Genomic DNA, 23743 nt, shown 5'->3' with positions numbered 1-23743 from the left:
CCTCAACCTCCTTTCACCGATCCGGACAGCAGGCCGCGGACGAGATAGCGCTGCAATGTGAAGAAGACGACGATCGGCACGACGATGGCGATAAAGGCCGAAGCCGACAGGATTTCCCAGTTGCCCCCGCGGGAACCCAGCAGCTCGCGCAGCCTCCCGGTGAGAACCAGCTGCTCCTCGTTGTTGCCGAGGAAGACGGTCGCCACGAGCAGGTCGTTCCACACCCACAGGAACTGGAAAATGGCGAAGGAGGCGAGTGCGGGGAAGGAGAGCGGCAGGACGATCTTCCTGAAGATCTCGAAATCCGAGGCGCCGTCCACCCTGGCGCTTTCGATGATCTCGCGCGGCAGGCCGGCGATGTAGTTGCGCAGGAGGTAGACGGCGAGCGGCAGGCCGAATCCCGTGTGCGCCAGCCAGATGCCGATGAAGGACTTGCCGACCCCGATCTCGTTATAGAGCCTCAGAAGCGGGATCAGCGCCATCTGCAGGGGTACGACGATCAGCCCGACGATGGTGGCAAGCAGCAGCGCGCGACCCGGAAACTGCATCCAGGACAATGCGTAGGCGGCATAAGCCGCGATCAGGATCGGGATGACGGTTGCCGGTATGGTCACTGTCAGGGTGTTGACGAAACTCTGGCCGATGCCTTCCGAAAACAGCACGGTCTCGTAATTCGCGGTGGTGAATTTCGGCGGTTCCACGGACGTAACGAAGAGCCGTTCGCCGCGCCGGCCCTCCGGCTGCTCCGGGAAGGTGACGATATAGTCGCCGTTCTCCTGAACCGTCGCCGTGCCGCCGCCGCGCATCTCGGCGCTCTCGCCGGCAGCGAATTCGCCCGGCCGCTGGATGGAAACGCCGAAGGCGCTGACCCGGCCGGAGCCGCTTTCGAAAACATTGCCTTGAAGCACCCAGCGGCCGTCTTCCTCGACCGCCTCGTCGGGCGGCGCCGTGCGGGCGACGATGTTGCGCTCGGATGATGTGAGCGCCGTCCACCAGCCGCTGACGGCAAGCTGGTCCTTGTCGCGGAAGGAGGAGACGAGGATCCCGAGCGTGGGAAGGGTCCATGCCACGACCAGGAAGACGACGGCGATGTTGACGGCCCAGGTCAGGCCCGAGCGTTGGCCGACTGCCGTGCTCATCGCATGTCCTTTCGCGCTTCGCGGATGTTCCAGACCATGATCGGCACGACCATGACCATGATGACGAGGGCGATGGTCGATGCACGGCCGAAGTCGAGCCCGCGGAACATCCAATCGAACATGTAGTTGGCCAGCACCTGCGTGCCCCACTGGCCGTTGGTCATCGCCAGCACGATGTCGAAGATCTTGAGCACGAGGATGGTGATCGTCGTCCATACCACGGCGATCGTGCCCCAGATCTGCGGTACTTTGATCTTGTAGAAGATCTGGAACGGCGAGGCGCCGTCGATGATGGCGGCCTCGATGGTCTCTTCCGGGATGCCGCGCAGGGCGGCCGACAAGATCACCATGGCGAAGCCGGTCTGGATCCAGATCAGCACCACCATCAGGAAGAAGTTATTCCAGAAGGGGATGGTGAGCCAGGCTTGCGGATCACCGCCGAGGCCGGTGACGATGGCATTGAGAATCCCGATCTGCTCGCTGCCGGCCGGGCGGTAGTCGTAGATGAACTTCCAGATGACGCTGGCGCCGACGAAGGAGATCGCCATGGGCATGAAGATCAGGCTCTTGGCGACATTGCCCCAGGCGATGCGGTCGGTGAGCGCGGCGGCGATGAGGCCGAAGAAGGTCGCCGCCGCCGGCACGACGATGAGCCACAGGATGTTGTTGCGCAGGCTTTCGCGGAAGCCCGCGTCCCGAACCAGCCATTGATAATTGTATGCGCCGACCCAGTTCTCGCCCGTCGGGCCGTGGAAGCTCAGGATCACGGAATTGACCACCGGATAGACGAGGTAAAGGCCGAGCACGATGATCGCCGGGCCCAGGAAGAGCCACGGGCGTATGGCATTGGCCTTGGTAAGATTGGCCGCGACGTTTTCGCCGGAAGCGGGGTAGATGCTATCGAGGAGGCGGTTCGAGCCCCAGAAATAGCCGAAACAGGCCGAAACGCCGAGGATCATCACCAATACGGCATTGAGCAGCTTGTAGTAGGGCAGAACGAGGCTGATGGCGCCGTAGACCGCAAAGGCCAGAGCGACGCTGACGACCACGCCCGCTGCCATGATGAAGAGTGTCAGAAACGCCGTCGTTATCAGCGCTCCCGCGCCGCTCGCGGTTCCCGCGGGGGCCCCCGTTGTTGTGGATACTGCCACTTCCTCAGCACTCCGGCTGGAGCGGACGCTTTGCCTGCCGCGAGGTCCGCTCTCGCTTCTCCTGTCCGGGAAGGTCCGTATACGGCCTGGCTCTTCCCGACGAGCCTGTCACGAGCGGGTCGGCACCGCCGACCACTATACCACTATTCCTTGATGCTCTCCCATTGGTTCTGAATTTCGCGCGCCACCTGCTCGGCCGACTTGCCGCCGACATAGTCGACCATGCCGGTCCAGAAGGCACCCGCGCCGATGCTACCGGGCATCAGGTCCGATGCGTCGAAACGGAACGTGGTCGCCTCCGTCAGGATTTCGCCCTGCTTCTTGAGTGGCTCATTGCCGTAGGCTTCCGGATTGGCGCCCGTATGCGGCGTCAGGAAACCCGACTGGGCCATCCACAGCTCATGGGCGATCGGCGTCTTCAGGAACTCGATAAAGGTGCGCGCGGCCTCAGAATCCGAAGTGATGGCGAAGACAGTGCCGGCACCCAGGACCGGGGTTCCCAGGTCTTTTTCGCCATAGGGCGGCAGATAGAAGAAATCGGCGTCGATCCCGAGCTCGCTTCCTTCGGGGAAGAAGCTGGGGATAAAGGAGGCTTGGCGGTGCATGTAGCATCCGGGCGGGAAGGAGAAGAGCCCTGACGGGCTGTCGCGGAAGTCCGTCGAGGCGACCGCCTCGGGCCCGCCGGCGACGAAATCCGGGTTCTTCGCGAACCAGCCGAATTCCTCGATCGCTCCGACCACGCGCTCGTCGTCGAAGGGGATCTCGTTCGCCACCCATTGATCGTAGATCTCCGGCGGCTGCGTACGCAGCATCATGTCCTCCACCCAGTCGGTGGCCGGCCAGCCGGTCGCCCCGCCGGAGCCGAGGCCGATGCACCAGGGCGTACCGCCCTCGGCGACGATCTGTTCCGTCAGCGCCTTGAGGTCCTCCATGGTCTCCGGCACCTCGTAGCCGGCATCCTCGAAATTTTCGGGTACGTACCAGACGAGCGATTTCACGTCGGCCTTATACGGAAAGGCGTAGAAGGCATCGGTGCCGTCCTCGCCCGTATATGTGCCCAGGGCTGCCCAGGAGTCTCCGGCGGCGTAGTTTTCAGCCACCCAATCCGCGGTCTCGCTGCCGAGCGACGCCAGATGGCCTTGGGAGGCGAGATTGGCTGCGAGGCCTGGCTGAGGAAACACCGCCACGTTCGGCGCACTGCCGGCCTGGGCATCTATGACGATCTGCTGTTCGAAGGAGTCGGAGCCCGTATAGTCGACAGATGCCCCGGTCGCCTCCTCGAAATAGGCGACGATGGATTCGAAAAGCTCCTCGTCCTCCGAAAGCCACGGTCCGAAGACGGTGAGTTGCTGACCGGAAAGGTCGTGCTCGGACGAAAACGCCTCGAAGCTCTGCCAGTTGAAACGATCGTCCTCGCCCGGCGCGAAAACGAGCTTGTCTCCGCCCTGCGCAAACAGGGTGCTGCTGGAAAAAACCAGGACGCAGGCGCTGGCCACTATCCGTATCTTCATCATCTCCTCCGCAACGCTTCTGCTCGCTTGATTCATTCTTCAGGCGCGTTCGTGTGCTCCGGTGAAAGTCTTCGATCTCCAAAGCGCTTTGAGCATCTGTAGCATCAAACGCCTGCAAGCGTGAGTCAAGGACGATGGTAGGTGGTGGAAAAAGGCCAGCTTCAGGAATATCTGTGCTGGAAGCATGGTCGGACTTGATTTGACTATAATCTTGCGAAATTATCCAAAGCGCTTTGATTGTGGATGGGGCGAGTGAATGTGGCCCGGGAAACGGTGAATCTACGCAGGCTTTCGGAACTGCTGGGCCTTTCCCAGACCACCGTCTCGCGCGCGCTCAATGGATTTCCCGAGGTCAACGAGGTGACGCGGGCGCGGGTGATCGCGGCGGCACAGCGTCTCAACTATCGCCCGAGCGCCAGCGCGGCGAGCCTGGCCACGGGCAAGGCCTGCGCCATCGGCCATGTGGTGCCGCTTACCGAGCACATGATGATCAATCCGCATTTCTCCGATTTTCTGGCGGGCGCGGGCGAGATTTATGCCCAGTTCGGCTACGAGATGCTTTTGCGCGTCGTCGCACAGGTGGACGAGGCGGACGTCTACCGCGATTTCGCAAGCCGCGGGCGTGTCGACGGCGTGGTCTTGCACGGTCCGCTGACCAACGATCCGCGCCTACCGCTTCTGAAATCGCTGGGGCTGCCTTTTGTCGTGCACGGGCGCTGCGACGAAGAGGCGAAGGATTATTCCTGGATCGACGTCAACAACCGGCGCGCCTTCTATCGCGCCACCGGCTTTCTGGCCGATCTCGGGCACCGGCGCATTGCCCTGATCAATGGGCTGGAAACGATGAACTTCGCCGACCGCCGCCGGCAGGGCTACGAGGCGGTGGTCGCGGAGCGCGGCCTGGAGGCCGATCCCGCACTCGTCTTCAGCGAGGATATGGTGGAGCCCTATGGCTATCGTGCCGCCGTGGAGCTGTTGAGCGGACCGCAGCCGCCGACGGCCATTCTCGTCTCCAGTGTGCTTCCGGCGATGGGCGTCGTGCGGGCAATGGCCGAGCACGGTCTGCGTCCGGGCAGGGACGTTTCCGTCATCGCCTTCGACGATAGCCTTTCCTTTCTGCAGGCGTCGGGCGAGGGCAAAACGGGAGAGGTCCCGTTCTTTACCGCCATGCGCTCCTCTATCCGGCAGGCAGGCCGGCGGGCGGCCGAAATGTTGCTGGAGCAGATCGGTGCGCCCGATGGCGCGCCCCGGCGGGAGCTATGGGAAGCCGAACTGGTGATCGGCCAGACCACCGGGCCATGCCCGGCGGACCGGCGCACGCCAGTGCCCGCGGATGAAGGCCGCGGCTGAGTTTTCAACCAAGCCATTTGGAGGGTACATCATGGGTGAGCGAGCCGGCCGGCAGGCGATGGATTACACGCGGGCGGACTTTCCGGCGGATTTCCGCTTCGGCGTCGCCACCTCGAGCTACCAGATCGAGGGGGCGCGGTTCGGCGGATGCGGCCCATCGCACTGGGACACCTTTGCCGCCACGCCCGGCAACACCGCGCGTGGTGAGGATGGCGCGACAGCCTGCGACCACTATCACCGCTGGGCGGAGGATCTCGATCTGGTCGGCCGGGCCGGGTTCGACTGCTATCGTTTCTCAATCTCCTGGGCACGTGTCCTGCCGGAAGGGGCCGGGCAGGCGAATGCGGAGGGGCTCGACTTCTACGACCGGCTGGTCGACGGAATGCTGGAGCGTGGCTTGAAGCCCTTCGCCACGCTTTATCACTGGGATCTTCCCGCCGCCCTTGCGGATCTCGGCGGGTGGCGCAACCGCGACATCGCGCACTGGTTCGCCGATTACGCCGAACTCGTGGGGCGGCGTCTCGGCGACCGCCTGGCCGCGACGGTGCCGGTCAACGAGCCGTGGTGCGTGGCCTGGCTCAGCCATTTCCTGGGCGAGCACGCGCCGGGCCTGCGCGACATCCGGGCGACCGCGCGCGCCATGCACCATGTGCTGCTCGCCCATGGGAGGGCGATCTCGGCCATGCGGGCGCTCGGCATGCGCAATCTCGGCCTGATCACCAACTTTGAATACGCCGCGCCCGCCGACGAGAGCGCGGAGGCCAGGGCCGCCGCGCGGCTCTATGATGCCATATACAACCGCTGGTTCATCGAAGGCGTTTTCAAGAAGTCCTATCCGCAGGAGGTGCTCGCCGGGCTCGCCCCACACATGCCGGACGGCTACGAGGATGACTTCGACACCATCGCCACGCCGGTCGACTGGGTCGGCATAAACTACTACACGCGCAAGCTCATCGCGCCCGACGGCACAGGACAGTTCCCGGCGCTCAAGGAGGTGGAGGGGTCACTTCCAAAGACGCTGATGGACTGGGAAATCCATCCCGAGGGCCTGTCCTTCTTCATCCGGAGGGTGAATCGCGAATATGCCAAGGGCCTGCCGATCTACGTCACCGAGAACGGCATGGCCTCGCCCGACCGGCTGGTCGACGGCTCGGTCGCCGATCCGGACAGGATCGAATTTCTCAACCGCCACCTGGCCGAAGCGCGGCGGACGATCGACGACGGCGTGCCGCTCAAGGGCTATTTCATCTGGTCCCTGCTCGACAATTATGAATGGGCGCTTGGCTACGAAAAGCGGTTCGGGCTCGTTCATGTCGATTTCGATACGCTTGCGCGGACACCCAAGGCGTCGTGGCATGCCTTGCGGGCGGCGCTCACGGCCGGTTGAATCCTGCCGGTATTTGCGTCCGCTGCCGGGCGCCTCTAGAAAGGGGAAAAGACCTGAGGGGTGAAAGTTTCGTGACACTGGCCGGCTCCCTCTTTCCGCTCCTGTGCTGGGTGTTCTACAACGTGCTTGCCAGCCGGATCGAGGTGGTTCGACCGTCGCTGTCCGTCATCATGAGCGCGCAGCGCCGCCGCTGGGTGCACAACGCCGTGCGCCGCGACACGCCGCTCGACGCGATCCTGTCGGGCAATCTCATGAGCGCGGTCTCCTTCTTCGCTTCGACCACGGTGCTCATCATCCTCGCGCTGTTTGCCGTCTACGGACAGATCAGTTCCGTCGTCGAGGCGGTGAACGTCATTCAACCGCGTCAGGAGATCTCCAAGGTCGACGTGGAAATCCACCTTGCCCTCATCCTTGTCATCTTCGTGCTGGCCTTTCTCTCCTTCACGCTGTCGCTCAGGCAGTTCAATCACTTCTGCATCATGCTGGGCGCAGCCGATCATTCGGAGAAGCAGGATCCGGACGAGATCTATGTGATGGCGGCGTTGAACACGCTGGGCGCGCGCAATTTCAATCAGGGCATCCGCGCCTACTATTTCGCCCTCGGCATGCTGGCCTGGTTCATCTCGCCAATTGCCGCGATCGCGGTGACGGTGCTGATCTTCGCCGTCATTTTGTACCGGGAGTTCTATTCCTCGGCGCGCAATCTCGTCGCCCGGCTGAAGGTGGATTGAACCGTTTTTGCGAGCGGGCGAAAATGGCGTTCTCGCTGCATTGAACCTGCTACGCGCACCGGCCCGTTGGAGCGTCCGGATACGACGGGTGAATGTAGCCCAGTGTAGAATAAACGACAGGTACCTTCCGGGTGCGGCCAACCCTTTGCCGCCCGTGGACGCATTCGCATCGAAAAAGGCCGCGTCCGTTTCGACGGGCGCGGCCTGTTCTGGGATACTATGCTCTGGTTCTGAAAAAAGAACGCTCCCAGCAGCTTTTGTAGTCATGGTGTAAGACGGTTCTCTGGAGCACCGCTTACCTATGTTTCGTCAATGCCGTTCAATCCTTTGTCGGCTCAAAACGCCTTGGGGGGCGGCGTTCGATTGACGAACCTGAAAAGTCATAGGTTATATAATAGTTGTATACCATTGCGTTTACGGTAAATCGTATCGCGTGACTCTCTTGACGTAAAAAAGCGTATTTGTCGACCGCGGGTGTGTTCACATTTTTCATCGCACGGCCGGTGGTAACGTGATTGTGAACACCGGATGTGGTGCCATGCACCATCGCGCGCGTGCCTGTGACCTATTCCCGAAGGGGATATCGGTCGAAGCGACGCGAGGGGCGCTGTCCTTGGCGCTATCCTGGTAGCAGCGATCCCCCAAGTCGCGCTCCATTGTGCAGCATGGCCATTCTTCATAGAAAGCGCTAACGGCCCGACCCGCGGCCGGGACGCGGAAAACCGGCCATGCTCCGTGTTCCGATCAACGCCCTCGCACGAGCCTTCTGCTTTCCAGGCGGAGGGCGCGGTACGGCGGCGAATGATTGCCCTGCCGCTCTTCACGTCGTTTTGATCGGAATAGTGCGGCTCGGCATTCACACGCGTTCCCCTGTGGTATGCTTGCCTCTTGCAAATAATTTGCAATTGCATTAATGAGGAACCCGGACGGCACCTTGGGAGTTCGGTTTTGCCCACGTGTTGCAAACGGAATGCATTTGCGAAGGCCGCTTGAGAAAGGATCGATTGATGGACTGCAACAGGCGCATTTTTCTGGCGGCTTTCGCCCTACCTCTGGCTGCAGCGCTGCCGGCGGGCCCCGTCCTGGCGCAGGACCGGCTACAGGTGGTGGCCACCACGGGCATGATCGCCGATGCGGCGCGGCAGGTGGGCGGCGACCTGGTGGAAGTGCGCGCGCTGATGGGGCCGGGAGTCGATCCGCATGCATACCGGCAGACGCGCACCGATATCCTGGCCATGACGCGGGCCGACCTGGTGCTGTGGCACGGGCTCTATCTGGAAGCGCAGATGGAGGACTTCATGAAATCACTCGGTGCCCGGCGCGAAGTCGTTGCCGTGGCCGAGACGCTGCCGCGCGACGTGCTGCTTGCGCACGACACCTATGAGAGCCGCTACGATCCGCATGTCTGGATGGATCCGGAGCTGTGGGTGCGGGTGGTGGACACTGTCAGGGACGCGTTGATTGCCGTGCGGCCGGACTCGGAGGCTGTCTTCCGCGCCAATGCGGAGCGCCATAGCGAGGCAATCATCGAATTGGCCGCCTACGCGAAGAAGGTGCTTGCGACCGTCCCCGAAAAGGGCCGCGTCCTCGTGACGGCGCACGACGCATTCAACTATTTCGGGCGCGCCTACGGCTTCGAGGTGTTGGGCATTCAGGGTATTTCCACGCAAAGCGAAGCCGGGCTCAACCGTATTTCGCAACTGGTCGACATCCTCGTGGAGCGCGAGATCGGTGCCGTTTTCGTCGAATCCTCGGTCTCCGACCGCAATATGCGCGCGCTGGCGGAGGGTGCTGCGGCCAAGGGACAGGAAGTGGCGATCGGCGGCCAGCTCTTCTCCGACGCGATGGGGCCGGACAATACCTATGAGGGCACATATATCGGCATGATCGACCACAATACGACCGTGATCACGCGCGCCCTGGGCGGCGAGGCGCCGGAGCGTGGCATGCGCGGCATGCTCTCGGTCGGCAGTTGAAGGACAGGCAGCGATGACCGGCGCGGCACTTGAACTGGCCAGTGAGGCGGGACAGCGGATCGTCACACCCGACCCGGTGGAAAGCCCTTTATGTATCCAGGAACTCACGGTTTCCTATGGGCAGAAGCCGGCCGTCTTCTCGGTCGACGCCACATTCCAGCCCCGGGCCATGACGGCGATCATCGGGCCGAACGGGGCCGGCAAGTCGACGCTTTTGAAGGCGGCGCTCGGCATCGTGCCAAGCCTGTCCGGCAGGGTGCTGGTTTTTGGAAAGCCGATCGCCAAGGTCATGCACCGCATTGCCTATGTGCCGCAGCGAGCTTCCGTCGACTGGGATTTCCCGACCCGCGTGATCGACGTCGTGCTCATGGGGCTCTATCGGGAGCTCGGCCTTTTGCGCCCCGTGCGCCGGCACCACCGCGAGCGGGCAGTCGCGTGCCTGGACCGCGTCGGCATGGCGGATTTCGCCGACCGTCAGATCGGCCAGCTTTCCGGCGGCCAGCAGCAGCGCGTGTTCCTGGCCCGCGCCCTGGCGCAGAATGCGGAGCTTTACCTGCTCGACGAACCCTTCGCCGGGGTCGATGCAGCCACGGAGCGGGCGATCATCGACGTCCTGAAATCGCTCAGGGCCGAGAAGCGCACCGTGGTGTGCGTGCATCATGATCTTGCGACCGTCGCCGATTATTTCGATCACGTGCTTCTGATCAATGTGCGCAAGATCGCCGAGGGGGCGGTGGCGACCACCTTCACGGCGGAAAACCTGCAGAAGACCTATGGCGGCCGCCTGGCCACCGCGCATATCGACCAGTTGAAGCTACCGGCGGCATGACGGTTGCCATGCGCGTGCTGACAAATCCTGTGCGAGAATCAGGTGCCGAGCGATGATCGGCCTTTTCCTCGACGCGCTTCTTCTCAAGGCCGGCTATAACGCCGCGCTGGTTGCCGTCGGCGCGGCACTTCTCGGCATCGCCGGCGGCAGCGGCGGCACGTTCCTGTTCCTGCGCAAGCGTTCGCTGGTGAGCGATGCGACGGCGCATGCGACGCTTCCCGGAGTCGGAATCGCCTTCATGGTGATGGTGGCCTTCGGCGGGGACGGGCGCAATCTTCTCGGCCTGCTTGCCGGCTCGGCGATTTCGGCCGGGCTGGGGCTACTGGCAGTGGAATGGATCGCAAGCCGCACGCGGCTTGCCGAGGACGCGGCCATCGGCGCGGTTCTGTCCGTCTTCTTCGGTTTCGGCATCGTGCTGCTCACCATCATCCAGACCATGTCGAGCGGCTATCAGGCGGGGCTTGAGAGTTTCCTGCTCGGTTCCACCGCCGGCATGCTGTTCCAGGACGCCGTCGTGATCGCGGCGGGCGGTGCGCTCGCTGTGGCTTTCGTCCTCATCTTCAGGAGGCCGATGACCCTGGTGGCTTTCGATGCCGAGTTCGCGGCAGCCTCCGGCATCGACGTGCGCCGCATGGACCTTGCCATGATGGGGCTGGTGATGGCGGTCACCGTCATCGGGCTGAAGCTGGTGGGCCTCATCCTGGTCGTCGCCATGCTCATCATCCCGCCGGCTACCGCGCGGCTGTGGACGGAGCGCACCGACCGGGTGATTCTGATCGCCGGCATCGTTGGCGGACTTTCGGGCTATATGGGAGCTGCCCTTTCGGCTTCGGCGCCCGGTCTGCCCACGGGGCCCATCATCGTGCTCATCGGGTTCGCCATCTTTTGCGCGTCTCTTCTCTTCGCGCCGGGGCGGGGCGTGCTTGCCGCGCTTTTCCGGCACCGGCGCTTCCAACTGCGCGTGCACCGGCGGCAGGGGCTTCTGGCGCTCGCCCGCGGCGAGGCGATCTACGATCCGCTCACTCTTGCGGTTCTGCATCGCGAAGGGCTCATGCGCCAGGACGCCGTGGCCACCGACAAGGGCAGGGCGGCGGCCGCCAAGATGCTTCTCGATGAAAGGCGCTGGGCGCTCGCCCGCCAGCTCTACCAGGACGACGAGGTTTCCGGCCGATATGACGGGCTCACACCGATCGAGACGGTGCTCACCCGCGACGAGATCGCCGAGATAGACCGCCGGATCGGCCCGCCGGCGGCCGTCGCGTAGGGAGATCGCCATGGGCGCGGATTTCGTGCAACTCAGCCTGACCCCGATGCTGATCGGCATCCTTGCAGCGATTGCCTGCGCGCTGCCCGGCAACTTCCTCATTCTCAGGCGTCAGGCGCTCATTGGCGACGCCATCAGCCATGTCGTTCTGCCCGGCATTGTCGTGGCCTTCCTCGTCACGGGCGTGATCTCCACCTGGCCGATGCTTCTGGGGGCTGCGGGCGCGGCGGTGGTCGCGGTGGTCCTCATCGAGACGGTCAAACGCGTGGGGCGGATCGAGCCGGGCGCGGCGATGGGAGTGGTCTTCACGGCACTCTTTGCCGCCGGCGTGCTGCTTCTGGAGCAGAGCGACACGAGCGGGGTTCATCTCGACGTCGAACACGCCCTTTACGGCAATCTGGAAAGCCTGATCTGGTTTTCTGCGGAGGGCTGGGGATCGCTCGTCGATCCGGCTGCGCTCTTGACCTTGCCGCCGGAGCTTTTCCGCATGGCGGCCGTGGCCCTCCTGATGACTGTCCTGACCGTCATCTTCTGGCGCCCGCTGAAGCTGTCCACATTCGACGAGGGCTTCGCCGGGGCCGTGGGTATCCCGACGGCGGCGTTCGGTTTCGGTCTCGTCGTCGCCGCGGCGGTTGCCGCGGTCGCGGCGTTCGACGCGGTGGGCTCCATCATCGTCATCGCCATGTTCATCTGTCCGCCGGCCGCCGCAAGGCTGATGACCAACCGGCTGGAGGTCCAGGTGTTGTGGAGCGTTGCCTTCGCAACCGTTTCGGCCGTGTTCGGCTATGTGCTGGCGGGGTATGGACCCCTTTGGCTGGGGGCCGATAATGCGGTGAGCGCGGCAGGCATGATCGCCACGGTCTCCGGTATCATCCTGGGGCTTGCCTGCCTGTTTGCGCCGCATCGCGCACGCGTCGGCGCGCCGAAGGACGCTTGACGCGTTCAGCCCGCGGTTTCCACGCGAGCAGCCGCATGGCGTTTGCCGTCACCAGGACGGTGGCACCGGTGTCGGCCAGAATGGCCGGCCACAGGCCGGTTATGCCGAGCACGGTGGTGACGAAGAAGGCGAGCTTCAGGCCGATGGCGATGGTAATGTTCTGGTGGATATTGGCCATGGCCTTTCGCGACAGCACCACCATGGCCGAAACATCGCCCACGCGGCCGTGGAGAACCGCCGCATCCGCCGTTTCCAGCGCCACATCGGTGCCGCCGCCCATGGCGATGCCGATATCGGCTGTGGCAAGTGCGGGTGCATCGTTGATGCCGTCGCCCACCTTGCCGACCTTGTGACCTTCCTTCCGCAGATCGCCGACGATACGGGCCTTGTCCTCGGGCATCAGCTCGGCCTGCGCTTCGATGCCCAATGCAGCGGCGACCGCCTTCGCCGTTCGGCGGTTATCGCCCGTCAGCATCAAGGGGCGGATTCCCAGTGCCCGAAGACTTGCGAGTCCGGCCCGTGCATCCGCGCGCGGCTCGTCGCGCACGGCGATCGCACCGGCGACGCGGCCGTCGACGACCAGCACGGAAACGGTCTTGCCCGCATCGTTGAGGGCTGCGATCGTTCTTGACTGGTCCTCTGTAAGGGTGGCCGTTTCGGCCACCGCCCGGGGCGAGCCGAAGTAGACGGTTTTCCCCGACACGGTTCCGGTGAGGCCTTTGCCGCCGATTGCGGACGCCTCGGTTGCAGGAGGCGGGGTGATGTCGAGGCCGGCCGCCTTCTCGAGCACTGCCATGGCCAGCGGATGGCTGGATCCCTGCTCGAGGGCGGCTGCCAGGCGCAGCACCTCTGCTTCGTCGACCGCGAAGGAGATGATGTCGGTGACGCTCGGCCGCCCGCGGGTCAGCGTGCCGGTCTTGTCGAAGGCGACGACCTGCAGCCGGCCGGCCTCCTCGAGCACCGCCCCGCCCTTCATCAACAGGCCCTGCCGGGCGCCGGCGGAAAGCGCAGCGGCGATCGCCGCCGGGGTTGAGATCACCAGCGCGCAGGGGCAGCCGATGAGCAGGATGGCAAGCCCTTTGTAGATCCATTCGAGCCATGGTTCGCCGACAGCTAGCGGGGGCAGGACCGCCACCATGGCTGCAAGCAGAACCACGCCCGGCGTGTAGTAGCGCGAGAAGCGATCGATAAAGCGTTCCGTTGGCGCCTTCTTCTCCTGGGCTTCCTCGACCAGCCGGATGATGCGGGCGATGGTGTTGTCCTGTGCGGTGGCAGTCACGCGCAGGCGAAGCACGCCGTCGCCGTTCACCGTGCCGGCAAAGACGGCGTCTCCCGGCGCCTTTCCGGCGGGCAGGCTCTCGCCCGTCACCGGCGCTTCGTCGACGCTGCTGGTGCCGGAGAGCACCTCCCCGTCGGCGGCGATGCGGTCACCGGGACGGACCAGGATTTGGTCTCCAACGGCAAGTCGCTCGGCGGGGATCTCTTCGATCCGGCCGTCGGCTCGCTCCAGGCGCGCCATCTTCGGCACCAGCGCGCTCAGGCTCCGGATGCTGGCGCGCGCGCGGCCGGCCGCCAGGCCCTCCAGAAGTTCGCCGAGGAGGAAGAGAAAGATGACCGCCGCGGCTTCCGCCGTCGCGCCGATGACCAGCGCCCCCACGGTGGCGATCGTCATCAGCGTTTCGATGGAAAACGGGGTGCCCGCCAGCGCTGCGGCGAAGGCGCGCCGGGCAATGGGCACCAGCCCTACCATGAGGGCGGCGGCATAGAACCAGGAGTCCAGATCCGGAAGGAGGCGGCCTGCGGCAAAGGCCAGTACGAGCGCGAGACCGCAGAAAAAGATCAGGCGCATCCGAGGCTGCCGCCACCAGGGCGCCTCGCCGGCAATCCCCGGGTGACCCGCGGCCGCCGCAGTACGCGCGACGTCCCGGGTCGTTGCCGCAGCAGTACCTTCGGCCGGGTCCTGTCCAGGCAGCAGGTGAAGCCGGTAACCGAGCCGCGCAACCTGCTTTTCGATCGCCGGTAGCACCGACTGCGGGTCGGCATGTTCCACGGCCATCGCGCCGCTCGTGGCGGAAACGGCGACGTCCTCGACGCCGTCGATGCGGCGCACTGCGGCGTCGATCTTGCGCGCGCAGCCGGCGCAATCCATGCCTTCCACCCGGTAACGGCTCCTGGCCAAAAGATCCGACATCTTCCTCGTCCTTGCACTCGTCCGATTGGAGCCTTACTTCCTCTAGCGACTATAGGAGCAAGCAAAAAATGTCCGCACGCGTCATTTCCATCGGCGAGGCCGCCCGGCAGACCGGCGTGAAGGTGCCCACCATCCGCTTCTACGAGCAGATCGGGCTTTTGCCTTCGCCACCACGCAGCGACGGCAATCGGCGGCAGTTCGATGAAAAGGATCTCAGCCGCTTGAGCTTCATCCGGCACGCGCGGGAGCTTGGTTTCGAGGTCGGTGACATCCGCGAACTGCTGGCGCTCAGCGAAGCACCGCAAAGCTCATGCCATGAAGCCGACAGCATCGCCTGGCGCCATCTGCGGGAGGTCGAGGCACGCATTGCCAAGTTGCAGGCGCTGCGCAAGGAGCTGCAACGAATGGTTGATGAGTGCGGCCACGGAAAGGTTTGCGAGTGCCAGGTCATCCAGGTGCTGACCGACCATACGAGATGCCGTAACGAAACCCATTGAACGGCTCCTTTTCGATTTTCACGCGATCCGAATCACCGTGCGATACGTATGCGTCGCGTAAACTTCAGGTTGTTTATTCGGTGGAATACGCTGTTCGCAAGGTTGAATATTTTAGCGCAGCGTTGGATATGCGCAGGTTCTTTGAAGAAAAGTCCCCTTTTAAAACAATTCGTTGCCTGCTGTAGCCGCTTTCTGTGGACGTTGCCGCAAGCGACGCTCGTTTAGGTTGTAATTATTCAACTCCTGCGTTAATTTTTGTGAAGTTCAGTCGATGACAGGAGGGGCGCGTGATAGGGGTGAGATCCTGAGAGGGGCTGGGACCGACCTGAGTAAGCGTTTCCCGTAAACCGAGTGGGTTTAAACGGTAGGTTGTAAATCTGCCGACTGCTTGGACGGGATATGCTTGAACCGCCGGCGTCCGGTTTCGGCGGTGTTGAAGCAGTAATCACCGCAGCTTTCCAGCCTCGGGCGAGCACGCTCGGGGAACGGGGCCTGCATGTCTCAGAAGGGTGAGCAAGGAGAAGAGGCTTGATACGAAGAACGCGAACCACGGACATGATTGCAAGAAGAGCCTTCATTCAAACGGGAAAGAGGTGGGGAAGATGAGTGCGCACAAACAGGACGGGCTGTCGTTCGCGACGCTGCGCGCCGCCGAGGCGGTGATTGAAACGAAAAGCCTGACGGGCGCGGCCCTGAAGCTCGGCATCAGCCAGCCGGCGATCAGCATGCATCTGGGCCGCCTTGAAAGGGCGATCGGCACCTCGCTCATCAAGAAGGTGGGCAATAAGATTATCGTCAAGGAGGAGATTTCCCGCCTGATCCGGCAGATGCTGGACCTGGAGAGACGCTTGAAAACGGTCGGCTACGAGAAGAACATCTCAAAGCTGAAGGTAGGAATCTGCACCTATTGCGCGCCGCTTCTGGTGGAGCGGACGGGCGCGCTCGGCAAGATGAAGGAGAACTTCGCCTGGCGCATCGCCGACTCGCGCCGGCTCGAGGAGATGTACGAGCAGGGCGAACTCGACGCCGTTTTCCGGGCCCTTTATCCTTCCGAGATCGCGCCGGACCTGACGAGTGCATTTTCGCTGAAGTGGGTTGGCGAAAAGCAGCTCCTCGACTTCATGAAGAACGACGCGCACGGGCTTCCGGTGGTCCTGCCCTCGCCGCATTCCCCGCTCGGGGCCGTGGCGCGCGAGTGGCTGCGCCGTCACGAGGTGGTCTATGACATCGTCGGCGAGGTCGACGACATCATGACGGGGATCCGCCTCGTTTCGAGCGGTATCGCGCTGTGTCCGCTTCCCGTATACGTGCTCGACCGGCTGTCGGTGGAACTGAACGCGTGTACGCAGATCCTGCCGGGGCAGGTCGCGGCGCGCTACGGCATGTTCTTCGACGAGCGGCGGTTCAACCTGCGCGCGGCGCTCGACATCTTCGAACTTCTCAAGGATGAGTTGGTGCACGTGCCGCCGCCGCACGAAATTTCCCGGCCAAGCCTGGCGCATCAGTAGCTTCCGCCCGCTGGCGGCGGGACAAGCGCGCCGCCGGCTAGCGCTCGACCGGCTTGCCCGTCGACTGGCGCACGTGCAGTTCCGGCTTGATCAGTTCCTGGGTCGGGTTCACATCGGCGCCGTTAAGCCGGTCGAGCAGCACCCGGGCCGCTCTGCGGCCCACCTCCCGCTGACCGTTCCAGACCGTGGTCAGCGCCGGCGTGGCGATGGCGGCCTCTTCCAGATCGTCGTAGCCCGTGACGGAGATGTCGACGCCGGGCACCAGACCCGCCCGGGAGATACCGTTCATGAGGCCAATGGCCACAAGGTCGTTCCAGCATACGGCGGCCGTCGGCTTGTCCTTGAGCGCCAGGAAGGCGCCCGTGACCTCAAAGCCCGCCTGCTTGGTGCGCGGGCCGGGGAAGCGCCACTCCGATTTCACGTCGAGACCCGCCTTCTCCATGGCCAGCACGTAACCGCGATAGCGATCGCGGCCCGTGGAGGTGTGGTCCGTGCCGCCGATCATGGCGATGCGGGTGTGGCCGAGCGAGATGAGATGGTTGGTGGCAAGACCGATGCCATAGGCGTCGTCGCCGCGGAAAACAGGGACGCGCGCGCCCTCGACCGAGCGGGCGATCAGCACGACCGGCAGCCCGTTCTCCTCCGCAAGCGCGATGTCCTGGGCCGGCGTGCCGATGGCCGGCGACATGATCACCCCGTCGGCCCCGAGCTGGAGAAGGGTGTCGATGAAGGTGCGCTGCTTTTCGAGCTGGTCGTAGTGGTTCGACAGAAGAAAGGTCTGACGCGAGCGATCGAGCTCGCTTTCGATGGAGCGCAGGATCTCGGCGAAGAACGGGTTCATGATATCGTGGACGACGACCCCCACGATGCCCGAACGTGACGTTCTCAGGCTCGCCGCGCGGCGGTTGTAGATGTAACCGATTTCCCGGGCGTGCTCCTTGATGCGCTCTCGCGTCCCGTCCGCCACCAGCGGGCTGTCGCGCAGCGCCAGCGATACGGTCGCCGTCGATACGCCGAGTGCGTCGGCGATGGTCGAAAGCTTGATCTTCTGCGCCAGGGCGCCCCTCCTGGCTTGACGCCTTTTAAACTGTTTGAAGCCGCTTATGCCATCGATCAGGTGAAGGTCAAAGCCTTTTTGCCTGGGGGCCGTCCTGCGCGCGCGCCGCCTTGCGGGCGGCAAGCCGCAGCTTGTGCTCGCGGCGGACGATGTAGAGGCCGCTCGTGACGATGATCGCTGCGCCGAGGATCGTCCAGGCATCCGGCAGGTCACCGAAGACGACATAGCCGAAGGCCACCATCCAGACCATCTGCAGATAGGGATAGGGTGCAAGCGCATAGGTCGTCGCCTGGCGGTAGGCGAGGATCAGGAGCCAGTGCCCGAATCCGCCGAAGAAGCCGAGCGCGACAAGCACCACCCAGTGCAGCGGGTCGGTGGGAAGGGTGCCGTAGAGCGGCACCGCGGGAAAGATGAGCACGACCGGCGTGAGGGCCGAATAAAAGATGAGGCTTTCCGCCGTCTCCCGGGCGCCCATGCGGCGCGTCAGAATGACGTAGAGCGAATAGCAGGTCATGGCGCCGAGCGCGAAGACGTGGCCGATGGAGAAGGTGCCGAAACCCGGCCGGGTGATGACGAGCACGCCGGCAAAGCCGGCCAAGATCGCCATCCAGCGCCGCCAGCCGGCCCACTCGCCCAGGAGCGGTCCGGCGAGCGCGGTGATGACCATCGGTGCGAAGAAGAAGATGGAAACCGTCTCGGCGAGCTGCAGTGTGCGCAGCGCCAGGAAATTGCAGAGTGTCGACCCGAACAGCAGGCCGCCGCGCACGATCTGCCAGGGCAGGCTCGAGACCCTGAAGAGGGCGGGGTTCTTCCATGCCCGAAACAACAGCAGAACCAGCACCAGATGGACGGCGAAGCGCACCCAGGCCACGAAGGGCGCTTCGAATCCGGCGGTGACCAGAAACTTGCCGCTGGTGTCGAGGCAGGAAAACAGAAAACCGGAGCCGAAGATCAGCCCGATCGCCGAAGCGGGCGCTCCGGCGTCGGGGACGGCGTCCCGCTGCTCCCGGACGCCGCGCTCGTTGAAAGTCGTCATGGAATTTCCGCCGCGGGAAGACGGGTGGAACGGGCACGTAAGCGCGCAGAAACGTCATTGTGCCCGAAAGGTCCGGCCGCGCCAAGGGTTGGGCCCTCCTGGCCCAACGCAGCCTTCACCCTAGTCCCAACGGCCTCCGGCCCGTGGCGGAGACTTCACGCGTCCTGCCCCGGCTCCAGTTCTTCTCCGTCAGGTTGCACGCCGTTCCGGGACAGATTCGCCTCGATGCGTGAGAGAAACTTGGCGAGCACCTTCTGTTCCTTCTTGTCCAGTGATTTCAACGCCTGTTTCTCGGTCTTGCGGAGCGACTTCTCGATGGCGCGGATCGCCTGTTCTCCATGCTCGGTCAGGAAGATGTGGGCGCGCCGCGCGTCCTCTTCAGAGGCGCGCTTTTCCACGAACCCCTGGGCGGCGAGCCGGTTGATCGTTTTCGTGATCGTCGGCGGTCGCACGCCCAGCTTCTCCGAAAGCTGGCTGGGTGTCTGACCGTTCTCCTGGAAAAGAGCGAGCATGATCTGGTCCTGTCCGGCATAGAGTCCCTGGTCGAGCAGCCGCTCGGCCAGGACGGTGCGCGACAGGCGAGCCGCGGTCTGCAGCCGGCCTATGATTGAGCCTTTCGCTGTCTTGGCCATATGGTGTTTCCCTTTGCCCATGCGCCCGGTGGAACCCCTCTCTCACACCGGCTCATTCCCCACTTGGAAGATAGGCCGGCAAACAATCTTGGCAACAACCCCGCCGCTTGTCCCACAGCAACTCTCGGAATAGCCTGCCCAAAGCCGCTGTTCGTTTCCAGGCTAATGCCAAAGGGGCGTATCAGACTTGTGACAAAGGAGGCGCATCTGGCCTGTCGCGCGCGAATCGCCGTCCTGCCGCTCGGGGCAACAGAGCAGCACGGACCGCACTTGCCGCCCGAGACGGATTGGCTCATCGCCGAGGCCGTTGCAGAGCGGGTGCGTGCTGGGGCTGACGGTCTGCCCGTGGATTTCCTGCCTGTCGAAAAGGTCGGCTATTCCATCGAGCATGCGCATGATGCGCGCACCCTCTCGCTTCCCTTCGACAAGGCCGTGCGGCGATGGACCGGCATCGGCGAACGGCTTTCGGAGCGCGGCACGCGCAAGCTTGTCATGCTCAACGCGCATGGCGGCAATTCGCCGCTGATGACGGTCGTCGCGACGGAACTGCGCGTGCGATGCCGTATGCTTGCCGTCGCCACCAGTTGGACCCGGTTCGGCTATCCGCCGGATCTCGTCTCCGAGGAGGAGCGGGCGCTCGGCATCCATGGCGGCTTTGTCGAGACCTCGGTCATGCTGGCGATCCGGCCCGATCTCGTGGCCATGGACCGGGCGCGCGACTTCGCCTCCGCGCAGGCCGGTTTTCGGCGCGACTTCACGCATCTGCGCGCCTACGGTCCGCATGCCTTCGGCTGGACGATGCGCGATCTTTCGCCCGACGGCGTGGTGGGCAACGCCGCCGCCGCGAGCGCTGAAGCGGGAGAGCGGATTCTCGACCACGCGGCAGCGGGGCTGCTGCAGCTTCTCGCCGATGTGGACCGTTTCGACCTGACGCATTTCGATGCCCCTTGAGGGCGTGCATCACACCCGTCGAACGCTTATATGAGGGCGAATAAACCCACCGCGCGAGAGATATCCATGTCCGAACAGCCATCGCAAATTCCGGTCACCGTGCTGACCGGCTATCTCGGCTCCGGCAAAACCACGCTTTTGAACCGCATCCTGTCGGAGGACCACGGCAAGCGCTATGCCGTCATCGTCAACGAGTTCGGCGAGATCGGCATCGACAACGACCTGATCGTGGAATCCGACGAGGAAATCTACGAGATGAACAATGGCTGCGTGTGCTGCACGGTGCGCGGCGACCTCGTGCGCGTGGTCGAAGGCCTGACGCGCCGGCCCGGCCGCTTCGACGCGATTGTCGTCGAGACCACCGGGCTGGCGGATCCGGCCCCGGTGGCGCAGACCTTCTTCATGGACGACGACGTGCGCGCCAAAACTAGGCTCGACGCGGTCGTGGCGCTGGTCGACGCCAAGCATCTGCCGCTAAGGCTCAAGGACACGCGCGAGGCTCAGGACCAGATCGCCTTCGCCGACGTGGTGGTGCTCAACAAGACCGACCTCGTCGGCGAGGAAGAACTGGCGGCGGTGGAAGCGACGGTGCGCGCCATCAATCCCTCCGCGCGCATCCACAGGAGCGAACGCGCGGGTGTTGCCCTTTCCGAGGTGCTCGACCGTGGCGCGTTCGACCTGCAGCGCGCGATCGACAACGACCCGCATTTCCTCGAGCACGATCACCCCGACCATGTCTGCGGACCGGATTGCGACCATGATCATCACCACGGCCACGATCACCACCTTCATGCGCACGGCGGGCTGTCGGAGATCCACGATGTCGGCGTGAAATCGATCTCGCTGCGCGGCGGAGAGATGGACCCGAAGAAGTTCTTTCCGTGGATCCAGAAGACGACACAGGTGGACGGGCCGAACATCCTGCGGCTGAAGGGCATCATTGCCTTTCCCGATGATCCGGACCGCTATGTCCTGCAAGGCGTGCACATGATCCTGGAGGGCGATCACCAGCGGCCCTGGAAGGAAGGCGAGAAACGGGAAAGCCGGCTTGTCTTCATCGGAAGGGAGCTCGATGCGGAGCGGCTGAAGCGCACGTTCGAGGCGTGCCAGATTTAGGCGAACGTCTTTAATTCTCTTGGTTCGCCCGTCGAGACAAGCTCAGGAGGCCCGCCAAGAGGTGAAGGCATCGCCACGCCACGCGATCATCCACATCGAGGAGAAGGCGCAAACACCAGCCCTCATTCTGAGCTTGTCGAAGGACGAGGGCGGGATGCAGGCCGCGTCATTCGAAAGAGAAACACTATAGCCCATGCCCACAGTCGCCCCGCTCGATCTCGAGACCCATTGCGTCGCCGCAGCCTGGCTGAACGACATTCCCTTCTTCGCGCTTGCCGACGGCGTGATCCACCGGCTCGACCATGGCCACAAATGGTGCGAGGCGCATGATGGGCTTTTATGCGCAACGCCTGCGCTCGATAGAAAGTCGCTGATCACGGGCGGGGAGGACGGCAAAGTGATGGCCGTAGGCGCCGAGGGAAGCGCGGTAGAAATTGCCGAGATCGGCCGCAAATGGGTGACGAGCATTGCTGCCGGTCCGCAAGGCGCGGTCGCGTTCGCCAGCGGGCGTTCGGCCCATGTCCGCTTCAGTGACGGCAGAGTGCGCGAATTCCAGCATCCGCGCTCGGTCGAGGGGATCGCCTTCGCGCCCAAAGGCATGCGGCTTGCCGCCGCCCGCTACAACGGCGCCACGCTGCATTTTGCCGCCGCCGAAGGCAAGCCGACGGAACTCGAGTGGGCGGGCGCGCATACCGGTATCACCTTCTCGCCGGACGGAAAGTTCCTGGTCACCACCATGCAGGAGAACGCATTGCACGGCTGGAAGCTTGCCGACGGCAAGCACATGCGCATGGCCGGCTATCCGGCGAAGGTGAAGAGCTTTTCGTGGAGCGTGAAGGGCCGATGGCTCGCCACCTCCGGCGCGCCGGCGGCGATCGTCTGGCCGTTCCAGGCAAAAGACGGCCCCATGGGCAAGGCACCGCTGGAGCTCGGGACGCGCGGCGATACGATGGTCACCCAGGTCTGCTGTCATCCGACGGAGGAGGTGGTGGCGATCGGCTATGGCGACGGCATGGTGCTCGCCGTCCGCTTCGGCGATGCCAAGGAGGTGCTTTTGCGCCGTTCCGGCAAGAGCGCGGTCACCGCCATGTGCTGGGATGACGAAGGCCGGCGGCTCGCCTTCGGGTGCGAGAGCGGAGAGTGCGGCGTGATCGACATCAGCGCCTGAACCGCGCCGGGATCCATCGCAGGAACCTTTCCTCGCCCTTTCCGCTTTGGCGTTCGAACGCCCGGGAAAGGATGCTTATGGCCGCCGAGACCGCGGAAAAGACAGTGCCCACCTCGCTCGATGCCGTGCGCGAGGAAGCGGAGGGTTGCAGACGCTGCGATCTTTACAGGAACGCCACGCAGACCGTTTTCGGCGAGGGCGGGGAGAATGCCCGCGCGGTTTTCGTGGGCGAGCAGCCGGGCGACAAGGAGGACATCGAGGGTCGACCCTTCGTGGGGCCGGCGGGAAAGCTCTTTGACGAGGTCCTCGAGGAAGTCGGCATCGATCGGAAGAAGACTTACGTCACCAATGCCGTCAAGCATTTCAAGTTCGAGCCGCGCGGCAAGCGCCGCATCCATTCGAAGCCCAATGCCGGCGAGATAAGGGCCTGCCGCTGGTGGCTCGATCAGGAGCTGACGTTCTTGAAGCCGGAGGTGACGGTGGCGCTCGGGGCCACCGCGGCGCGGGCGCTCGTCGGCAGGCCGGTGCCGATCACCAAGATGCGCGGCAACATCGTTCAGAGCGCCGAGGGCGTGCCCGTTTTCATCACCGTGCATCCCTCGTCGCTCCTGCGCATCCCCGACCGCGAAGCACGCCATGCCGCGCGTGCGCAGTTCGCCGACGACATGCGCAAGGTGAAGGCGCTGATGAAGGGGTGATCGGTTTCGGCAACCGCGTCCGCATCCCGGAAGCCCCAAAGGGGCTATCCGCCCGGTTGTTATCTGGGCACTCGTCAGAGCCGCTATCGCCCTCTGTGGAGGCCGGCCATGCCTCTCAATGGGTCCCGGGTCTCGCTCCGCTCGCCCGGGATGACGACCGGTGTTCTCCACATTTATCGCACCAGCACCGCCCGCAAATCGTTTACGTTCGTTCCCGTCGGGCCCGGCACGAACAGGTCGCCCAGCGTGTTGAAGGCGCCCCAGGCGTCGTGCGTGGCAAGCAATGCCTTGGGGTCGCGGCCGACCGCGCGCAGCCGGGCCGCGGTGGTGTGATCGGCAAAGGCGCCGGCATTGTCTTCGGAGCCGTCGATGCCGTCCGTATCAGCGGCGAAAGCCGCGATCTCCTCCACATCCTCGATGCCCAGGGCCAGCGCCAGCAGGAATTCGCTGTTCCGCCCGCCGCGGCCGCCTTTCCCGCGTATGGTAACCGTGGTCTCTCCCCCGGAAAGAATGAGTACCGGCTTGCGGAAGGGGCGGTCGCGCAGCGCCACCTCGCGGGCGATCGCCGCGTGGACCTGCCCCACCTCGCGCGCCTCGCCTTCCATGGCGTCGGA

At 64.1% G+C, this 23743-nt stretch carries 21 protein-coding genes; 13 read left to right on the top strand and 8 right to left on the bottom strand.

What is annotated here, in order from left to right; translation table 11 throughout:
- Window positions 1–2 precede the first annotated feature (2 nt).
- The 3 genes from ACFP9U_RS09020 to ACFP9U_RS09010 form a co-directional block, all read right to left on the bottom strand.
- Window positions 3–1139: a carbohydrate ABC transporter permease gene (locus tag ACFP9U_RS09020; RefSeq protein WP_378620760.1), complete on the bottom strand. Its 1137-nt coding sequence runs from the start codon at window positions 1137–1139 to the stop codon at window positions 3–5.
- Window positions 1136–2098, bottom strand: coding sequence for a carbohydrate ABC transporter permease (locus ACFP9U_RS09015; RefSeq protein ID WP_378620784.1), 963 nt, complete (start codon window positions 2096–2098; stop codon window positions 1136–1138). The genes ACFP9U_RS09020 and ACFP9U_RS09015 overlap by 4 nt, the downstream gene beginning before the upstream one ends.
- Before the next feature lie 335 nt (window positions 2099–2433).
- Complete coding sequence (locus tag ACFP9U_RS09010) at window positions 2434–3801, bottom strand: ABC transporter substrate-binding protein (RefSeq protein ID WP_378620758.1); 1368 nt, start codon at window positions 3799–3801, stop codon at window positions 2434–2436.
- A gap of 273 nt (window positions 3802–4074) precedes the next feature.
- Between ACFP9U_RS09010 and ACFP9U_RS09005 the strand changes: the two genes are divergently transcribed.
- From ACFP9U_RS09005 to ACFP9U_RS08975, 7 genes are all read left to right on the top strand, one after another.
- Window positions 4075–5151 (top strand): substrate-binding domain-containing protein, encoded by a 1077-nt coding sequence (locus ACFP9U_RS09005; protein ID WP_378620756.1) that lies wholly within the window; start codon window positions 4075–4077, stop codon window positions 5149–5151.
- A gap of 31 nt (window positions 5152–5182) precedes the next feature.
- Entirely contained in the window at window positions 5183–6538 is a 1356-nt protein-coding gene (locus tag ACFP9U_RS09000) for a GH1 family beta-glucosidase (protein ID WP_378620754.1), read from the top strand.
- Between the two features lie 71 nt (window positions 6539–6609).
- A complete protein-coding gene (locus ACFP9U_RS08995; protein WP_378620752.1) occupies window positions 6610–7269 on the top strand; it encodes a DUF599 domain-containing protein in 660 nt (219 codons plus the stop codon).
- A gap of 1007 nt (window positions 7270–8276) precedes the next feature.
- Window positions 8277–9245, top strand: a complete 969-nt coding sequence (locus ACFP9U_RS08990) for a metal ABC transporter solute-binding protein, Zn/Mn family (protein ID WP_378620750.1) — start codon at window positions 8277–8279, stop codon at window positions 9243–9245.
- A gap of 13 nt (window positions 9246–9258) precedes the next feature.
- A complete protein-coding gene (locus tag ACFP9U_RS08985; protein ID WP_378620748.1) occupies window positions 9259–10074 on the top strand; it encodes a metal ABC transporter ATP-binding protein in 816 nt (271 codons plus the stop codon).
- A 52-nt stretch (window positions 10075–10126) separates the two neighbouring features.
- Window positions 10127–11338 carry a metal ABC transporter permease gene (locus tag ACFP9U_RS08980; protein ID WP_378620746.1) on the top strand — a complete coding sequence of 404 codons (1212 nt, stop codon included), beginning with the start codon at window positions 10127–10129 and terminating at the stop codon, window positions 11336–11338.
- 10 nt (window positions 11339–11348) lie between these two features.
- Window positions 11349–12275, top strand: a complete 927-nt coding sequence (locus ACFP9U_RS08975; protein WP_378620744.1) for a metal ABC transporter permease — start codon at window positions 11349–11351, stop codon at window positions 12273–12275.
- Here the strand turns inward: ACFP9U_RS08975 and ACFP9U_RS08970 are convergent.
- Window positions 12208–14466 (bottom strand): heavy metal translocating P-type ATPase, encoded by a 2259-nt coding sequence (locus ACFP9U_RS08970; protein WP_378620743.1) that lies wholly within the window; start codon window positions 14464–14466, stop codon window positions 12208–12210. The genes ACFP9U_RS08975 and ACFP9U_RS08970 overlap by 68 nt on opposite strands.
- A gap of 68 nt (window positions 14467–14534) precedes the next feature.
- Here ACFP9U_RS08970 and ACFP9U_RS08965 point away from each other — a divergent pair, with 68 nt between their 5' ends.
- Together ACFP9U_RS08965 and ACFP9U_RS08960 are read left to right on the top strand one after the other, a co-directional pair.
- Window positions 14535–14963: a MerR family transcriptional regulator gene (locus tag ACFP9U_RS08965; protein WP_378620741.1), complete on the top strand. Its 429-nt coding sequence runs from the start codon at window positions 14535–14537 to the stop codon at window positions 14961–14963.
- Window positions 14964–15565: 602 nt separating this feature from the next.
- Window positions 15566–16471, top strand: a complete 906-nt coding sequence (locus ACFP9U_RS08960; RefSeq protein ID WP_322449516.1) for a LysR family transcriptional regulator — start codon at window positions 15566–15568, stop codon at window positions 16469–16471.
- A gap of 37 nt (window positions 16472–16508) precedes the next feature.
- Here the strand turns inward: ACFP9U_RS08960 and ACFP9U_RS08955 are convergent, their stop codons facing one another.
- From ACFP9U_RS08955 to ACFP9U_RS08945, 3 genes are all read right to left on the bottom strand, one after another.
- On the bottom strand, window positions 16509–17528 hold the full coding sequence (locus tag ACFP9U_RS08955) for a LacI family DNA-binding transcriptional regulator (protein ID WP_378620782.1): 1020 nt from the start codon (window positions 17526–17528) through the stop codon (window positions 16509–16511).
- 67 nt (window positions 17529–17595) lie between these two features.
- A complete protein-coding gene (locus ACFP9U_RS08950; protein WP_378620739.1) occupies window positions 17596–18564 on the bottom strand; it encodes a DMT family transporter in 969 nt (322 codons plus the stop codon).
- A 155-nt stretch (window positions 18565–18719) separates the two neighbouring features.
- Window positions 18720–19196 (bottom strand): MarR family winged helix-turn-helix transcriptional regulator, encoded by a 477-nt coding sequence (locus ACFP9U_RS08945; RefSeq protein WP_378620737.1) that lies wholly within the window; start codon window positions 19194–19196, stop codon window positions 18720–18722.
- A 165-nt stretch (window positions 19197–19361) separates the two neighbouring features.
- On the opposite strand from ACFP9U_RS08945, the gene ACFP9U_RS08940 reads away from it, so the two are divergent.
- The 4 genes from ACFP9U_RS08940 (at window position 19362) to ACFP9U_RS08925 (ending at window position 23129) form a co-directional block, all read left to right on the top strand.
- Complete coding sequence (locus tag ACFP9U_RS08940) at window positions 19362–20147, top strand: creatininase family protein (RefSeq protein WP_378620735.1); 786 nt, start codon at window positions 19362–19364, stop codon at window positions 20145–20147.
- A 66-nt stretch (window positions 20148–20213) separates the two neighbouring features.
- Window positions 20214–21263 carry a CobW family GTP-binding protein gene (locus ACFP9U_RS08935; RefSeq protein WP_378620733.1) on the top strand — a complete coding sequence of 350 codons (1050 nt, stop codon included), beginning with the start codon at window positions 20214–20216 and terminating at the stop codon, window positions 21261–21263.
- Between the two features lie 193 nt (window positions 21264–21456).
- Window positions 21457–22431 carry a WD40 repeat domain-containing protein gene (locus tag ACFP9U_RS08930; RefSeq protein ID WP_378620731.1) on the top strand — a complete coding sequence of 325 codons (975 nt, stop codon included), beginning with the start codon at window positions 21457–21459 and terminating at the stop codon, window positions 22429–22431.
- A 71-nt stretch (window positions 22432–22502) separates the two neighbouring features.
- Window positions 22503–23129: a UdgX family uracil-DNA binding protein gene (locus ACFP9U_RS08925; RefSeq protein WP_378620729.1), complete on the top strand. Its 627-nt coding sequence runs from the start codon at window positions 22503–22505 to the stop codon at window positions 23127–23129.
- A gap of 173 nt (window positions 23130–23302) precedes the next feature.
- Here ACFP9U_RS08925 and ACFP9U_RS08920 read toward each other — a convergent pair.
- A partial coding sequence (locus ACFP9U_RS08920) for an MOFRL family protein (RefSeq protein WP_378620727.1) occupies window positions 23303–23743 on the bottom strand: 441 nt, incomplete at its 5' end.

Origin of the sequence: Nitratireductor sp. GCM10026969, assembly GCF_042660605.1 — a bacterium.
Lineage (GTDB): Bacteria > Pseudomonadota > Alphaproteobacteria > Rhizobiales > Rhizobiaceae > Chelativorans.
The sequence above is the reverse complement of the archived record's forward strand: the minus strand, read 5'-3'. Positions and strand labels throughout refer to the sequence as shown.

Bases quoted from the DNA above. Each gene is read 5' to 3' on its own strand.
- ACFP9U_RS08925 (WP_378620729.1), top strand. From the start codon at position 22,503: ATGCTTATGGCCGCCGAGACCGCGGAAAAGACAGTGCCCACCTCGCTC.
- ACFP9U_RS08970 (WP_378620743.1), bottom strand. From the start codon at position 14,466: ATGTCGGATCTTTTGGCCAGGAGCCGTTACCGGGTGGAAGGCATGGAT.
- ACFP9U_RS08975 (WP_378620744.1), top strand. From the start codon at position 11,349: ATGGGCGCGGATTTCGTGCAACTCAGCCTGACCCCGATGCTGATCGGC.
- ACFP9U_RS08985 (WP_378620748.1), top strand. From the start codon at position 9,259: ATGACCGGCGCGGCACTTGAACTGGCCAGTGAGGCGGGACAGCGGATC.
- ACFP9U_RS08945 (WP_378620737.1), bottom strand. From the start codon at position 19,196: ATGGCCAAGACAGCGAAAGGCTCAATCATAGGCCGGCTGCAGACCGCG.
- ACFP9U_RS08980 (WP_378620746.1), top strand. From the start codon at position 10,127: ATGATCGGCCTTTTCCTCGACGCGCTTCTTCTCAAGGCCGGCTATAAC.
- ACFP9U_RS09020 (WP_378620760.1), bottom strand. From the start codon at position 1,139: ATGAGCACGGCAGTCGGCCAACGCTCGGGCCTGACCTGGGCCGTCAAC.
- ACFP9U_RS08990 (WP_378620750.1), top strand. From the start codon at position 8,277: ATGGACTGCAACAGGCGCATTTTTCTGGCGGCTTTCGCCCTACCTCTG.
- ACFP9U_RS08935 (WP_378620733.1), top strand. From the start codon at position 20,214: ATGTCCGAACAGCCATCGCAAATTCCGGTCACCGTGCTGACCGGCTAT.
- ACFP9U_RS09015 (WP_378620784.1), bottom strand. From the start codon at position 2,098: ATGATCCTCGGCGTTTCGGCCTGTTTCGGCTATTTCTGGGGCTCGAAC.
- ACFP9U_RS08930 (WP_378620731.1), top strand. From the start codon at position 21,457: ATGCCCACAGTCGCCCCGCTCGATCTCGAGACCCATTGCGTCGCCGCA.
- ACFP9U_RS09000 (WP_378620754.1), top strand. From the start codon at position 5,183: ATGGGTGAGCGAGCCGGCCGGCAGGCGATGGATTACACGCGGGCGGAC.
- ACFP9U_RS08950 (WP_378620739.1), bottom strand. From the start codon at position 18,564: ATGACGACTTTCAACGAGCGCGGCGTCCGGGAGCAGCGGGACGCCGTC.
- ACFP9U_RS08965 (WP_378620741.1), top strand. From the start codon at position 14,535: ATGTCCGCACGCGTCATTTCCATCGGCGAGGCCGCCCGGCAGACCGGC.
- ACFP9U_RS09010 (WP_378620758.1), bottom strand. From the start codon at position 3,801: ATGAAGATACGGATAGTGGCCAGCGCCTGCGTCCTGGTTTTTTCCAGC.
- ACFP9U_RS08940 (WP_378620735.1), top strand. From the start codon at position 19,362: ATGCCAAAGGGGCGTATCAGACTTGTGACAAAGGAGGCGCATCTGGCC.
- ACFP9U_RS08960 (WP_322449516.1), top strand. From the start codon at position 15,566: ATGAGTGCGCACAAACAGGACGGGCTGTCGTTCGCGACGCTGCGCGCC.